The 14,885-nt window shown below is 72.6% G+C and carries 8 protein-coding genes; 1 reads left to right on the top strand and 7 read right to left on the bottom strand.

What is annotated here, in order from left to right; translation table 11 throughout:
- Nucleotides 1-14: 14 nt before the first annotated feature.
- Genes HYQ63_RS30525 through HYQ63_RS30510 form a run of 4 tightly spaced genes read right to left on the bottom strand, consistent with a single transcriptional unit; the run spans nucleotide 15 to nucleotide 5,727 of the window.
- Nucleotides 15-2,006, bottom strand: a complete 1,992-nt coding sequence (locus HYQ63_RS30525; RefSeq protein ID WP_179937036.1) for a beta-galactosidase — start codon at nucleotides 2,004-2,006, stop codon at nucleotides 15-17.
- 57 nt (nucleotides 2,007-2,063) lie between these two features.
- A complete protein-coding gene (locus HYQ63_RS30520; RefSeq protein WP_123104260.1) occupies nucleotides 2,064-3,020 on the bottom strand; it encodes a carbohydrate ABC transporter permease in 957 nt (318 codons plus the stop codon).
- Nucleotides 3,017-4,045, bottom strand: coding sequence for a sugar ABC transporter permease (locus HYQ63_RS30515; protein ID WP_257232250.1), 1,029 nt, complete (start codon nucleotides 4,043-4,045; stop codon nucleotides 3,017-3,019). The genes HYQ63_RS30520 and HYQ63_RS30515 overlap by 4 nt, the downstream gene beginning before the upstream one ends.
- Complete coding sequence (locus HYQ63_RS30510; RefSeq protein ID WP_179937035.1) at nucleotides 4,045-5,727, bottom strand: extracellular solute-binding protein; 1,683 nt, start codon at nucleotides 5,725-5,727, stop codon at nucleotides 4,045-4,047. Before HYQ63_RS30510 ends, HYQ63_RS30515 begins: the two co-directional genes overlap by 1 nt.
- Before the next feature lie 256 nt (nucleotides 5,728-5,983).
- Between HYQ63_RS30510 and HYQ63_RS30505 the strand changes: the two genes are divergently transcribed.
- Complete coding sequence (locus tag HYQ63_RS30505; RefSeq protein WP_179937034.1) at nucleotides 5,984-8,938, top strand: glycoside hydrolase family 3 C-terminal domain-containing protein; 2,955 nt, start codon at nucleotides 5,984-5,986, stop codon at nucleotides 8,936-8,938.
- 39 nt (nucleotides 8,939-8,977) lie between these two features.
- Here the strand turns inward: HYQ63_RS30505 and HYQ63_RS30500 are convergent, their stop codons facing one another.
- From HYQ63_RS30500 to HYQ63_RS30490, 3 genes are all read right to left on the bottom strand, one after another.
- Entirely contained in the window at nucleotides 8,978-10,438 is a 1,461-nt protein-coding gene (locus HYQ63_RS30500; RefSeq protein WP_179937033.1) for an aldehyde dehydrogenase family protein, read from the bottom strand.
- A 154-nt stretch (nucleotides 10,439-10,592) separates the two neighbouring features.
- Nucleotides 10,593-12,326 (bottom strand): PucR family transcriptional regulator, encoded by a 1,734-nt coding sequence (locus tag HYQ63_RS30495; RefSeq protein ID WP_179937032.1) that lies wholly within the window; start codon nucleotides 12,324-12,326, stop codon nucleotides 10,593-10,595.
- A gap of 146 nt (nucleotides 12,327-12,472) precedes the next feature.
- Entirely contained in the window at nucleotides 12,473-14,659 is a 2,187-nt protein-coding gene (locus HYQ63_RS30490; RefSeq protein WP_179937031.1) for an ATP-binding protein, read from the bottom strand.
- Between the last annotated feature and the right edge of the window lie 226 nt (nucleotides 14,660-14,885).

The raw sequence follows: 14,885 nt of genomic DNA, 5'->3' as shown, positions 1-14,885 counted from the left end.
GGGATCGACGGGGATCAGAGCGGCGCCAGGACCACGACCGCGAAGCGGTCCAGCCTGACCTGGGTGTCGTACGCGCGGCCGGTCAGCAGATCGGTGCGCGCGGACGGGAGGGGGACGACCGCCGGGGAGCGGCCGTGGTTGAGGAGGAAGAGGAGGTCGCCGCGCGGTACGGCCTCGACGCCCTCGGGGATGCCGGGCAGCGGCGGCGCCAGCCCGGCCTCGTCGGCGGCGCGGCCCAGCAGGGCGCGCAGGGCGGCGGGTTCGGGGAGGGTGGAGACGTACCAGGCGGTGCCGTCGCCGTAGGCGTTGCGGGTGACGGCGGGCCGGCCGTCCAGCTCACCGCCCTTGATCCGGGCGACCGGTTCGGCGGTGGCCGTCTCCAGGTCCTCGGACCAGAGGGTGCCGGTGAACGGGCCGAGCCAGGGACTCTCGGCGGTCACGGTCTCGTCCTCGTCCAGCGGCCACCACTCGTGGACCGTGCGCAGGCCCAGGATGTCGCGCAGCCGCTGGTCGACTCCGCCGGGGCGGACCCGGTCGTCCTCGTCGGCGACGCCGGTGAAGAAGCCGCAGACGAGGGTGCCGCCGCCGCGGACGTAACCCGCCAGGTTCTCCAGCGCCTCGTCGGTCAGCAGATACAGATGGGGGACGGCGACCAGGGCGTAGTCGGCGAGGTCGGCGTGCGGATGGGCGAAGTCGGTGGTGAGGTTCTGCTCCCACAGGGCCTGGTGCCAGGCGCGCAGCACCTGGTCGTAGTGGAGCCGGGAGGAGGGACGGCCGTCCTGGACGCCCGCCCACCAGGCGTGCCAGTCGTGGAGGATGGCGGTCCGGGCGGGGACCTCGCTGCCCGCGGCGCCGCCCAGCTCGCGTAAAGCGGCGCCGAGCTCGCGCACCTGGTGATACGTACGGCTGTGCTCCCCGGCGTGGGGGACCATCCCGGAGTGGAACTTCTCGCTGCCCTGCCGGGACTGCCGCCACTGGAAGAAGCAGACGCCGTCGGCGCCGCGGGCGACGGCCTGGAGCGACCACAGCCGCATCAGGCCCCGCGGCTTGGGGTGGTTGACGCCGCGCCAGTTGACCGGGCCCGCGGCCTGTTCCATCAGCATCCACGGCCCGCCCGCCTGGGAGCGGGTCAGGTCGTGGATCATCGCTCCGTACGCGCCGCCGTGCGGGTCCTTGGGGTCGGGGTAGACGTCGACGGAGACGACGTCCTCCTCGGCGGCCCAGGCCCAGCCGTCCTGTCCGATGAACAGCGGCATGAAGTTGGTGGTCACCGGGATGTGCGGGGTGCGGGCGGCCAGCGCGTCGCGCTCGGCGGCGAAGCACTCCAGCAGCGCGTCGCTGGTGAAGCGGCGGAAGTCCAGCGCCTGGGCGGGGTTGCCCAGGTACTGGGCCCGACGCGGCGGAATGATCTCCTCCCAGGAGTCGTAGCGCTGGCTCCAGAAGGCGGTCCCCCACGCCTCGTTGAGCGCGTCGAGGCGGCCGTACTTGGCGCGTAACCAGCGGCGGAAGTGGGCGGCGGTGGTGTCGCACCAGCAGTGGGTGCCGTACTCGTTGCCCACGTGCCACATCCGCAGGGCGGGGTGGCCGCCGTAGCGGTCGGCCAGGTCCTCGGTGATCCGCAGCGCGTAGTCGCGGTAGACGGGGGACGAGGCGCAGAACTGGTTCCGCGAGCCGTACCAGACGGTCGCCCCGGTTTCGTCGCGCGGCAGGGTCTCGGGGTGGCGGGCGCCCATCCAGGGCGGCGGGGAGGCGGTCGGGGTGGCCAGGCACACCTCGATGCCGCCCTGGTGGAGCAGGTCCAGGACCCGGTCGAGCCAGTCGAACTCGCGGGCCCCGGGGCGGGGTTCGAGCGTTGCCCAGGAGAAGACGCCGACCGTGACGGTGGTGACGCCCGCCTCGCGCATCAGCCGGATGTCGTCGTGCCAGACGCTCTCGGGCCATTGCTCGGGGTTGTAGTCGGCGCCGTAGAGGATGCGGCCGCGGGTGGCGTCGTTCAGGTCGGGCATACCTGCTCTTTCGGGTCGGGGCCGGCGTGTGGAAGTGGAACGGGACGGCCGGCTCGGTCAGCCCTTGACGGCGCCGATGAGCATGCCCTTGGTGAAGTGCTTCTGGACGAACGGGTAGAGCACCGCGACGGGGATCAGCGCGAGCACCATGACGGCCATCTGCACGGCCAGGCTCGGGATCTGCTGGGTGGAGATCATCTGGGACATGCCCTGCGGCGCCTGCTGTTTGATGACGAGCTGGCGCAGGATCATCTGGAGCGGCCACATCTGCTGGTCGTTGAGGTAGAGCATCGCGTTGAACCACTGGCTCCAGTAGCCGACCGCGTAGAACAGCGACACCACCGCGATCACCGCCCTGGACAGCGGCATCACGATCTGGAACAGGATCCGCCACTCCCCCGCGCCGTCGATGCGGGCGCTGTCGACCAGCTCCGGCGCGGTGTCCTGGAAGAAGGCGCGCAGCACCAGCACATTGAAGACGGAGATGGCGCTCGGCAGGATCATCGACCAGTAGCTGCCCTCCAGGCCGACGCCGGTGACCAGCAGATACGTGGGGATCAGCCCGGCGTTGAAGAACATGGTGACGAGCAGCAGCATCAGGATCGGACGGTGGAGGAACGACCCGGAGCGGGAGAGTCCGTAGGCGCACAGCACCGAGACGGCGGTGCTGATCGCGGTGCCCACCGCGGTGAGCGCGAGGCTGACGAGCGTCGCGCGGGTCACCGTGCCGCCGCTCAGCAGCTCGGTGTAGGCCCGGAAGGTGATCGTCTTGGGGACGATGACCAGACCACCGGCCTCCGTGATGGTCTTCTGGTCGGAGAGGCTGGTGACGACCACCACCCACAGCGGGCCGAGGATCGCCAGGCACACCCCGGTCAGGGTGATGCCCTTGATCCCCTGACCGACCTTGCCCGGCTCCTCCTCCCACACCGGGCGCTTCTCCCGGCCGCGTCGGCGCAGCGGTTCGCCGGAGGGTGTCGCGGCCGGGGCAGCGGGCCGCTCGGTCACGGTCATTTCCGGTAAACCCCCTGCTCGCCGAGCATATGGGCGACTTTGTTGGCGATCAGGACCAGGACGAGGCTGAAGACGCCCTTGATCAGGCCGCCCGCGGCGGCGATCCCGTAGTCCGTGTTGGCGATGCCGACCCACCACACATAGGTGTCGAAGACCTCCGAGGCGCCCGGCCCCACCGCGTCGCGCTGGAGCAGGATCTGCTCGAAGCCGACGGTCAGCGCGTCGCCGACGCGCAGCACCAGCAGCAGGGCGATCACCGGGCGCAGCGCGGGCAGCGTGACGTGCCACATGCGGCGCCAACGGCCCGCCCCGTCCACGGCGGCGGCCTCGTACAGGTCCTGGTTGACGGCGGACAGCGCGGCGAGGAAGACGATCACGCCCCAGCCCGCGTCCTTCCACACCAGCTGGGCGGTGACCAGGAACTTGAAGACACCCGGGTCGGTCATCAGGTCGAAGCCCTCGTACCCATGGGACCGCAGCTGCTGGGCGAGGAGCCCGGCGCCGCCGAGCATCTGCTGGAAGATCGTGATGACCAGCACCCAGGAGAAGAAGTGCGGCAGATACAGGATCGACTGCACCAGGCCCCGGAGCCGGTCGCTGAGCACGCTGTTGAGCAGCAGCGCGAGCGCGACCGGAACGGGGAAGAACAGCACCAGCTGGATGAAGGTGATGCTGAGGGTGTTGGCGAAGGCGTCCCAGAAGCGGCTGTCCTGGAAGAGCAGGGTGAAGTTCTCGAACCCGATCCAGGGGCTGGTCCACAGCCCCTGGGTGAACGGGTCGTAGTCCTTGAAGGCGACCGTGGTCCACAGCAGCGGGACATAGGTGAACAGCACGAGCAGCCCGACGGCGGGGGCCGTCATCAGCAGCAGGGTGCGGTCGCGGCGCAGCCGGTGCCACCACCGGACACGGTCCGCGGGGCGGCCGCGGGCGCCCCGGCGGCCGCCGGGCGCCGTCCGGTCGCCGGTCGCCGTCCGTCCGCGGGGGTTCCGGTCGCGGGGGTTCCGGTCGCGGAGGTGCACCGCCATCAGGCGCCGCTGCCGTTCTCTTCCAGGAGCTTGGCGTACCAGTCGCGGAGCCGGTCGCCGCCGCCGCTGCGCCAGTCGCTGATGGCCCGCTGGGCGTCCTTGATGGACTTGCGGCCGCGGGTGACGTCCTTGGCCAGGTCCTCGAAGGGGGTGTAGAGGGAGGCGTACCGGTTGGGCTCCTGGATCTGCATGCCGTAGAAGAGCGGCTTCTTCGCGAACTCGCCATTGCGCTGCATCCAGCCGCAGTAGTCCTCGACCATCTGCGGGAAGTCCGGATACGCGACGCTGGCCTGGGGGGACACGATGAAGCGGTAGGTGTCCTGGACGTCCCGCACGCCGGTGGCGTTCTTGACCGGGACGCCGTCCTTCATGGTGTGGTGCACGCCCTCGACGCCGTAGTCGATGAGGCGCTGCTCCTTGGTGCCGTAGGGGGCGGCGATGAAGTCGGCGAGGGCGAGGATTTCCTCGATCTCCTCCTTGGCGAGTTTCTTGTTGAGGAAGGACCAGATTGCGGCGGGCGGTTCGAGATAGAGGACCGGGTCGCCGCCGTCGGGGCCGAAGTAGTCCATTCCCTGGATCTTGAAGTCGGGGTTGGGCTCGGCCTGTTCGAAGGTGGCGCCGTACCATTTGGCGTCGCCGTCGTTGTAGATGAGGGTCTGACCGGAGGTGAAGCGGGTCAGCGCGTCATTGGCCTTGCCCGCGATCGCGTCCGGGTGGACATAGCCCTTGGCGAAGAGCTTGCGGCACCACTCCAGGGCTTCCAGGTAGTTGTCGGTCTCCACCTTGTGGACGAGCTTTCCGTCCTTCTCCACCCAGTAGTACGGCTTTTCGCCCGGGCAGCCGAAGAACCGCTGTGCCGCCCACCACATGTCGTCGCACGCCCACACCTTGCTCTTGGGCCGGGTGATCTCCTTGGCGAGGGCGAGGAATTCGTCCGGGCTCTTCGGGACCTGATATCCGTTCTTCTTGAACAGGTCCTCGCGATAGTACGGGATGACCCCGGAGAGCGGACGGGAGGGCATCGGAAGACCGCGGAGCTTGCCACCGAAGACGGACATCTGCCAGGCGGCGGTGGGAATGGCGGCCAAGTTGGGGTATTTCTTGACCTTGTCGCCGGAGAGATACGGGCCGAGGTCGGCGAATTTGGCGCTGACCGCGCCGTGGATCTTTCCGCCCATCTCCCACAGCGGAATCATCACGATGTCGGCGATGTCTCCGGAGGCGAGGACCGCGCTGAGCTTTTCACCGTAGGTGTTGCCGTCCTGCGGCTGAAGCTTGATCTTCGCGCCGAGCGCCTCGTTGACGGCCTGGTAATAGGCGTTGTTCTTGGGCGGCGGAGTGCCCCACAGCGGCTCGAACATGGTGTAGCTGCCGCCGTGCCCGGGCTTGCCCCGCACGGAGCCGACCAGCTCGGCGGGGGGCGGGGCCTTGGTATAGCCGGGGCTGGAGCCGTTGACACTCGGAATATCCGGGTCCGCCACCTTCGAGGCCACATAGGCCGGGAGCAGTTTCTTCAGCTCCTTGCCGGAGGTGGTCCCCTTCTTGTTGCCGCCACTCTCCGTGGAGCACGCGGACAACAGCGGAACGCCTCCCGTCACGGCCGCCGCGGCGATCGCCGTGGAGGCCAGGAAGGTTCTCCGGCTGGGAGGGGAAGTGGAGGCCGAAGCCTGGGAGTTCGGCATTGCGTCAACCCTTCGTGGCGAGCCCGCCGTACGACCAATGGTCGAAGCGCTTCGATATTGCGCTGAGATTAAGTCGGGGGGTCAGGTCGCGCAAGGGCCGGGCGGGAAGCAGTCGTTGGCGTTCCGTTATTTCTCGCCTTTCCGCAACGGGATGGCGGGAAAGGGGCGTTGAGCCGTTGAGCCTTGACAGGGCGGGCCCTGGGCCCGCAGCATCGAAGCGCTTCGAATCACACCTCCGACCTCCGCGAGGAGACCTGTGAGCGGTTGCGAGCACGGTGAGCCGGCGACCCGTCCGCCCTTCCGCGATCCGCGGCTGCCGCTCGGCACCCGCGTGGACGACCTGCTCACCCGGCTCACCCCCGACGAGCGGATCGCCATGCTCCACCAGTACGCGCCCGCGGTGGAGCGGCTCGGCCTCGCCGCCTTCCGCACCGGGCAGGAGGCGCTGCACGGCGTCGCCTGGATGGGTCCTGCGACGGTGTTCCCGCAGGCGGTCGGGCTCGGCGCCACCTGGAGCCCGGACCTGGTGCGGCGGATCGGCGAGGCGGTCGGCACCGAGGTGCGGGCCATGCGCGCCCGCGACCCGCGGGTCGGGCTCAACGTGTGGGCGCCCGTGGTCAACCTGCTGCGCGATCCGCGCTGGGGCCGCAACGAGGAGGGGTACGCCGAGGATCCGTACCTCACCTCCGCCCTGGCCGCCGCCTACACCCGCGGGCTGCGCGGCGACCACCCGGACCGCCGGCGCACCGCCCCGGTCCTCAAGCACTGGCTGGCGCACAACAACGAGACCGACCGCGACACCACGTCGTCCTCCGTGCGCCCGCGCGTCCTGCACGAGTACGACCTCGCGGCGTTCCGCGGCGCGGTGCGGGCGGGCGCGGTGGCCGGGGTGATGCCCGCGTACAACCTGGTCAACGGGCGGCCCAACCACGTCTCCCCGTATCTGCGGGAGCACCTGCGCACCTGGACCGATCAGGAGTTGGTGGTCTGCTCGGACGCGGGCGCGCCCTCCAACCTGGTCGACTCCGAGCACTACTTCGACACCCACGAGGAGGGCGTGGCGGCCGCCCTGCTGGCCGGGGTGGACAGCTTCACCGACCACGACCAGGACTCCTCGAAGACGATCGGCCGGGTGCGGGGCGCGCTGGCGCGCGGGCTCATCGACGCGTCCGTCGTCGACACGGCGGTGCGGCGGCTGCTGACGATGCGGTGCGCGCTGGGCGAGTTCGACGGGGAGGACGATCCGTACGCCGACCCGCGGGGCGCCGGTTTCGACACGCCCGCGCACCGGGCGCTCGCCCTGGAGGCCGCCGAACAGGCCGTCGTCCTGCTCAAGAACGACGGGCTGCTGCCGCTGTCCCCGTCCGCGACCGGCACCGTGGCGGTGGTCGGTCCGCTCGCCGACGAGTGCAAGCTCGACTGGTACAGCGGCAGCCTGCTGCGCCGCAGCTCGCCGCGCGAGGGACTGGCCGCGCGGCTCGGCGCGGACCGTGTGGTGTTCGTGGACGGGACGGACACCGTACGGCTGCGCACCGCGGCGGGCTGGGTACGGGTGCCACCCGGTGTCGTGGCGGAGGAGCGGGCGCGCGAGGCGTCGCTCAACCCGGCGCACGCGACGGGGCGCACCGACCTGCCGCCGCTGACCATCGGCGACACCCCCACCGACCTGGCCCTGGCCGACTGGGGCGGGGGCGTGTTCACGCTGCGCGCCCCCTCCGGCCGCTATCTGACGGTCGCCGACGACGGCTTCGTACGGGCCGCCGCCGAGCAGCCCGGGGGCTGGGTGGTCCAGGAGACGTTCGCGCTGGAGCGGCACGGCGACGGACATCTCCTCAGGCACGGCGGGACGGGCGGGTATGTCTGTGTCGCCGCCGACGGCCTGAAGGTTGCCGACCGGTCCCGGGCCGAGGTCTTCCACCGTGAGGTCGTCGAACGCGGCGAGGACGCCGTCGCGCGCGCCGCCGCCGGCGCCGAGGCGGTCGTCGTCGTCCTGGGCAACGACCCGCACATCAACGGCCGCGAAACCGAGGACCGCACCACCCTCGCCCTGCCCGCCGGGCAGGACCGGCTGTGGCGCGCGGCCCACGCCGCCAACCCGCGCACCGCGCTGGTGCTGACCAGCAGCTATCCGTACGCCGTCGGGGACGCGGCCGACGCGCTGCCCGCCCTGCTGTGGACCGCGCACGGCGGCCAGGCCGCGGGCACCGGGCTGGCCCGGGTGCTGTGCGGCGACGTCTCACCGGCCGGGCGGCTGCCGCAGACCTGGTACGCGTCCGAGGACGATCTGCCGGACCTGCTGGACTACGACATCATCGCCTCCCGCGCCACCTACCTCTACTTCGACGGCGCCCCGCTCTTCCCCTTCGGCCACGGCCTGTCGTACACCCGCTTCGACTACGACCACCTGTTGGTGCGGCAGGACGGGGCCGGGGACGCCGCCGGGGCGCTGGCCGTCGAGTGCACGATCACCAACTCCGGCCCGTGCGACGGGGACGAGGTGGTACAGATCTACGCGAGCGCCCCGGGGGCGCGCGTGCCGCGCCCGCACCGCCTGCTGATCGCCCACCGCCGGGTGTCCTTGCGCCGGGGCGAGAGGGTGCGGCTGTTCTTCACCGTGCCGGTGGACGAGGCGCTGGGGTTCTGGGACGTGGCGCACGGCCGCTGGACCGTCGACCCGGGCCGGTACGAGATCCACGCGGGCGCCTCCAGCGCGGACATCCGCCGCACCGCCGCCCTCACCCTCGACGGCCCGCCGCCCGCCCCGCGCCCGGTGCTGCGGCGCGGGCTGGAGGCCGCGGACCACGACGCGGCGGACGGCACCGTGCTCGTCGACCGCACCAAGGCCCGCGGTGACGCGGTGGCCTGCGGCGACGAGGCGGTCGGCCGACTGCTCTTCCGCGCCTGCGACTTCGGCGCGGGCGCGACGGCGGTCACGGTCGAGGCGGCCCGCGAGGGAACGGTCGCGGGGACGGACGGGGTGACGGCCGGGGCGACGGCCGAGGGGACGGGCGGGACCGCGGTCGAGGCGGTGGTCGAACTCCACCTCGCCGACGGCACGCCGCTGACCACCGTCGCCGTCCCGCCCACCGGCGGCCGCTACGCGTACACCACCGTCCGCACCGCCCTGCCCACGCCCCCGGCCGGGGTGCACGACCTCCACGTCACACTGCGCGGTGCCCTCAGACTGGCCCGCCTCGGCTTCTCCGGTTGAGGGTCCGGAAGAAGCCGAGGCGGTCCCATCGGGAGTTCGTTACAGGTCGATCCCGGTGAGGACCATGACCCGCTCGTACGTGTAGTCCTCCATCGCGAACCGCACGCCCTCGCGCCCCACGCCGGACTTCTTGGCGCCGCCGTACGGCATCTGGTCGGCCCGGTACGACGGCACATCGCCGACGATCACGCCGCCGACCTCCAGCGCGCGGTGCGCGCGGAACGCGGTCTGCACATCGCGGGTGAAGACGCCCGTCTGGAGCCCGTACTTGGAGTCGTTGACGGCCGCGAACGCCGCGTCCTCGTCCGCAGCGCTCTGGACGGTCAGCACCGGGCCGAAGACCTCCTCGCAGGAGATCGTGACGTCCGCCGGGACGTCCGCGAGCACCGTCGGGGCGTAGCTCGCGCCCTCGCGCTTACCGCCCGTCAGCACCTTCGCCCCGGCCTGGACCGCCTCGTCCACCCAGGACTCGACGCGCCTGGCCGCGTCCTCGCTGACCAGCGGGCCGACATCGGTCGCGTCATCGGACGGGTCGCCGGTGACCTGCGCCTCGACGGCCGCGACGATCTTCGGCAGCAGCCGCTCGTACACGGACGCGTCCGCGATCACCCGCTGCACGGAGATGCAGGACTGGCCGCCCTGGTAGTTGGAGAACGTGCCGATGCGGGTGGCCGCCCAGTCCAGGTCGGGGTCGGCAGCGTAGTCGGAGAGGACGACCGCCGCGCCGTTGCCGCCCAGCTCCAGCGTGCAGTGCTTGTGCGGCACCGACGCCTGGATCGCGTAGCCGACCTTGTCCGAACCGGTGAAGGAGATGACCGGCAGCCGCTCGTCCTGGACCAGTGCGGGCATCTGGTCGTTCGGCACCGGCAGCACGCTCCAGGAGCCCGCCGGAAGGTCGGTCTCGGCGAGCAGTTCGCCGATGACCAGCGCGGACAGCGGCGTCGCGGGCGCCGGCTTGAGGATGATCGGCGCACCGACGGCGAGGGCCGGGGCGACCTTGTGCGCGCACAGGTTCAGCGGGAAGTTGAACGGCGCGATGCCGAGCACGGTGCCCCGCGGGAAGCGGCGGGTCAGCGCGAGACGGCCCACGCCGCCGGGGTCGGTGTCCAGCCGCTGGGCCTCCCCGCCGTTGAACCGGCGGGCCTCCTCCGCCGCGATCCGGAAGACGGAGACGGCTCGGCCGACCTCACCGCGCGCCCACTTCATGGGCTTGCCGTTCTCGTCCGAGATGAGCCGGGCGATCTCCTCGGTGCGCTCGGCGAGCCGTCGCGACACGTGGTCGAGGGCGGCGGCCCGTACGTGCGCGGGCGTCGCGGCGAACTCCGCGCGCACGGCCTCGGCGGCCGCTACGGCCTCCTCGATCTGCGCCTCGGTGGGAACGCTCACCGCGCCGACGCGCCGGCCGTCCCACGGCGACGTGACCTCGAGCGTGCTCTCGCCCGTCGCCTCGCGGCCGGCGAGCCAGAACGCATGGGTGACAGCTTCGTTTGTGTCTGGCACAGCGGATCCCGACCCTTCTGAAGTGGTGGGGTGATGGTGCGGATGTCTCTCTGCCTCCCACCGTAGGCGCGCGGGACGCGTGGCGCGTTTGTCCGAGGCGGCGCAGTCGGCGCCCGCAGCGCACCGCAATGGCGTGGCGTGCCGTCGGCCCGCCTCAGCTCGACTTCAGGGCGGGCGTCGCCGGGGCCGTGGCCTTCAGGGCCAGCCAGAGTTCCATGCGGACATCCGGGTCGTCGAGGGAGCGGCCCAGGATCTCCTCCACGCGGCGCATCCGGTAGCGCAGCGTGTGCCGGTGGACGCCCAGGTCGGCGGCGGCCGCGTCCCACTGGCCGTGCCGGGACAGCCAGGCGCGCAGGGAGGCGACCAGATCGCCGCGCCCCGTCGCGTCGTGGTCGTGCAGGGCACGCAGCATGCCGTCGGCGAAGGCCCGGACGGCGTCGTCGGCGAGCAGGGGCAGCAGCGAACCCGCCGCGACGTGCTCGTGCTCGACCAGCACCCGGCCGCGCCGCCGGGCCACCGACAGGGCCTGCTCCGCCTGCCGGTAGGCGGCCGCGGCCGCGATGGGGCCCGCCGGGGCGGACAGGCCGACGACCAGGCCGCCGCCCTGGGCCGCGGCGGCACGGTCGCGGGGGCGGGTCCCCGTACCACGGCGGCTCTCGATCTCCTCGGCGTGCTCCGTGCAGACGGCGACGGCGGCCCCGCCGTCCGGGGCCAGCACGATCAGCCGCTCACCGTCGGGCACGACGAGCACCGCCTCCCCGGCGCGGGCGGCGGCCGCCTCCATGGCGTCCACGAGCACGCCGAGGGGATCGGCGCGATCCGGGTCGCCCGGCGCACCGGTGCCCGTTTCGGCGTCCGCGGACGCCTCCGCCGCGGTCTCGTCCGTCGCGTACGCCGCGTGCGACGGGTGCGTACCGCCGCCCGGCACCGCCTCGGCGACCAGCATCCGGAACGGGGCGTCCAGCAGCCCCCCGTACAGCCGCCCGGCCACCGCCCGGGCATGGTCCGGCTCCCCCGCGAGCAGCATCCGCAGGACGGCGGTGCCCAGCCGCTGCTCGGCCTCCCGCAGGGCCCGGGACCGCTCGGTGGTCAGGGTCAGCAGCGCCACGGCCGAGTGGACGGCGTAGCGTTCGGCGGTGCCCAGCGGCGCGCCCGTACCGACCGCGAGGACGCCGCGGGTGCGGCGCCCCGTACCCAGCGACTGAAGCTCCACCCGGTCCGTCGGCTCGTCGCCCGCCTCCACGCCGCCCCCGCCGACCACCACGCTCGCGGGGGCGGGCCGGGCGCGCAGCCGTTCGGCATCGGCGGTGTGGCGGGCGGCGCGGCGGGCCGCCCAGTCGGGGGCGGCGGCGACCACGGAGCCGGAGGCGTCGTAGAGCGCTGCCCAGCCGTCGACGTGCGCGGCGAGCCGGGCGAGCAGCGCGGCGGGCCCCTCGGCGCCGATCGCGGCGCGGGTCAGCTCGCGCTGCGCCTCGAACCCGGCGGTCACCGCGCGGTACTGGTCGGCGGCTATCGCCGCCGAGACGGCCTTGCTGATCGCGATGAAGGGCGTACGGCGCGGCACCACGAGCAGCGGCAGCCCCTCCTCCTTCGCCGCGGCCACGAGCGCCGCCGGCACCTCGTCGTAGGCGACGCCGACCGCGAAGCCCAGCCCCACCACGCCCGCGTCGGCCAGCCGCCGGACGTACCGGGCCATCTCCTCCGGGTCCTCGGCGTCCAGCTTCATCGCGGTGATGAGCAGCAGCTCGCCGCCCTCCATGTACGGCACGGGGTCGGCGAGCTCGCTGACATGGGCCCAGCGCACCGGCGTCTCCAGCCGGTCCTCTCCCGCGAGGACGGACAGCTTGAGCGCGGTGTGGTGGACGAGTGAGGCGAGCGTGGGAGGCATGGCACCTTCGATGCGGATGCGACGACGGAATACGACGACGAATGCGACTTCACCGCCCCGTATGAACGGCTACTGCCGATTCTGCCTCAATGGCCGAATGCGTGGTATCCGCGCCGAGAACGTCACCTCTCGAGCCGGATGGTGGCTCAACCGCGCAGATCCACCAGCACCGGCGGCCCGCCCTCACCCCGCACCGACGTCACCGACAGCACCGCGTGCCCGGCCGGGACCGAATGCGCCAGCTCGGACGCGGACCAGCGCTCGCGCTCCACCTTCCGCACCGTCACGGACTGGGTGGTGACGGCCTTCCCCGTCACCACCTTGCGAATGAAGTGCAGGACCTTGGTGAACGGTTCGTCCGAGATGATCTGCCGGTCCGTGACGTCCCGGGTCTCGACCCACTCCGTACCCCACACCTCCGCGAACCGGGCCCCGTCCCACGTCGTCACCCCGGCGCAGGCCATCCGGCAGCCGACCGCCCCCAGCAGCGCGCTGCGCAGCGTCTCGGGAACGTCGTCGAGGGTGCGGAGGGTGAGCACCGCACCCGCGTGGGCGGCGCGGAGGCGCTGGATACCGCGCAGCGCCTCGGGGGTGATGGTGTGCGACGCGTCGTCGAGGACCAGGCACGCGAACAGCGACCGGTCGGCGCGGCCCGCCGCGCACTCGGTGAACTGCGCGAGCACGAGACGGGCCAGCATGCGGGACGCCTCGGCGTGCCCGCGCTCCGGCAGATCGATCCGGACCCGCAACGGGTGTTCGAGGGCGCGGAGGGAGAACGGCCGTCGGTCGCCGGCGGTGTCGAAGAAGTCGGCGAACGCGGGACGGTCCAGCAGCGCGATCCGGTCGGCCAGCAGCGCCCCCACATCCCCGGGCGCCCCGGACTGCCGCACCCGCGCCTCCAGCTCACGCGCCTGCGCCCGCTCCCCCGCCGCCTCGAGCGCCTCGCGCAGCGCGCCGACCGCCGTCTTCGCGCCGTCCAGCAGCTCGCGCAGCTCCGGCACGGACGGGAAGCGGCCGTGGGCGGCGCGATAGGGACCGAGCAGCTGGGCCAGCGCCGTGGCCGCCCGGCGGCTGTCGCCACCGGGCAGCGAGGCGGCCATGTCGCCGATCAGCGCCTCGGCGAGGATGCCCGCGGCCTCGTCGGGGTCCGTGGTGCCGCCGTAGAGGTCGAAGTCGTAGACGGAGTCGGGGCGGCCGATCTTCACGACGACGTCGAACGCCTCGTCGGGCCCCAGGCCCGCCCCCGCGGGCCCCACGGCCACCACCGCGACCCGCCCGGCGAGCGCCTGGAGACACAGCGACTCCACGACGGGCCGCACCAGCCGCCCGGTCTTCCCCGACCCGGGCGGCCCGACGGCGAGCAACGAGGTCCCCAGCACATCGGGATCGAGCGCGAGCCCGGCGCCGCGGTGCTGGTACGGATTGCGCAGATCGTCGACGGCGGTCCCGAGACGGACCTGGCGGGCGAGCAGATCGTGCTCGGCCGTGCGCCCCGGCAGGTCCCGGGCGCCGGACGGATGGCCGTGCGAGGCGGCGCCGTGGCGCAGCACGGTGTCGGTGAACGTGGCGAGCGACTTCCGTCCGGCCCGCACGGACTGCCAGGCGTGCTCGATCCGCGCGTGATCGACATCGTTCATCGCCCCGGCCCGCGCCTCGGCCGCCAGCCGATCAGCCGCCCCGTGCGCCCCGGCGGCCCGCAGATGCGGCCACTCGACGGGATCGGCCTCGGGTCGACTCGGCGCGGCCGCCGCGTCCGTCTCGTCCCAGGCCCGCCGGAAGAGGGGGGTGACGTAACGGCGCCAGACTTCGGCCCAGTGGCCGACGCGGCTGAAGATGGCCGCGATGATCAAGAACCACAGGGTCTCGTAGCTATTCGCGATCAACGCAAGGGTGTCCTTGTCGCCCTGCGCGTTGAACCACTCGTCCGCATTGAGCACCTTCAGCGGCCACAGCCAGTAGGAACCGAGATAGCCCTGCGTGATCAGTGACCACAGCAGCCACGTACACAAGAGCGCGATCAACGCACCACTCAGCAGGCCACGCGTGGGAATCCGGTCCGGGTCCTCCGGCGGCTTGGGCTTGTGCCCATACGCCCACACCCCCGGCCCCGCCGCCTCGGCGCGCGGGGTACGCAGCCAGGCGACGAAGGACGGCCGCGCACCCGGAGCGATGGGCGCACCCGGCCCTGTGGGCGCACCCGGCGCCGTGGGCGCGCCCGGCGGCATCGGCGGGGGCTCCGCGGGGGCCACCGGGGGCACCCGGGGTGGGGCTGGGGGGCGGGGCGGCGGGGTGGGTCGGGTGTTGCGGGAGTCGAACGTGCCCTCGGTGTCCATCTGCTACCCCTTGCCCCCTGACCGGCTGTGCCTCTGCGTTTCGCGCCACCGCGCCACCGCTCAATCTAGTGTTCCCGCCCGGGGAGTTCAGCGACCCCACCGGGGTGGCACCTCACGACGTGCCGGGATGGTCCCCGGGCTGCGGCTATGTCCGTCGCGGACAAGGCGACACACCCACTGCTCCCGAACGGAACATGCCGCTTCGCTCGCCGCGCGCCTAGCCTGC

The sequence above is a fragment of the Streptomyces sp. Rer75 genome (genome assembly GCF_013414305.1).
Lineage (GTDB): Bacteria > Actinomycetota > Actinomycetes > Streptomycetales > Streptomycetaceae > Streptomyces > Streptomyces himastatinicus.
The sequence above is the reverse complement of the archived record's forward strand: the minus strand, read 5'-3'. Positions and strand labels throughout refer to the sequence as shown.

Coding starts and splice junctions, on each gene's coding strand:
- HYQ63_RS30490 (WP_179937031.1), bottom strand. CDS start 14,659: ATGGACACCGAGGGCACGTTCGACTCCCGCAACACCCGACCCACCCCG.
- HYQ63_RS30495 (WP_179937032.1), bottom strand. CDS start 12,326: ATGCCTCCCACGCTCGCCTCACTCGTCCACCACACCGCGCTCAAGCTG.
- HYQ63_RS30510 (WP_179937035.1), bottom strand. CDS start 5,727: ATGCCGAACTCCCAGGCTTCGGCCTCCACTTCCCCTCCCAGCCGGAGA.
- HYQ63_RS30515 (WP_257232250.1), bottom strand. CDS start 4,045: ATGGCGGTGCACCTCCGCGACCGGAACCCCCGCGACCGGAACCCCCGC.
- HYQ63_RS30525 (WP_179937036.1), bottom strand. CDS start 2,006: ATGCCCGACCTGAACGACGCCACCCGCGGCCGCATCCTCTACGGCGCC.
- HYQ63_RS30520 (WP_123104260.1), bottom strand. CDS start 3,020: ATGACCGTGACCGAGCGGCCCGCTGCCCCGGCCGCGACACCCTCCGGC.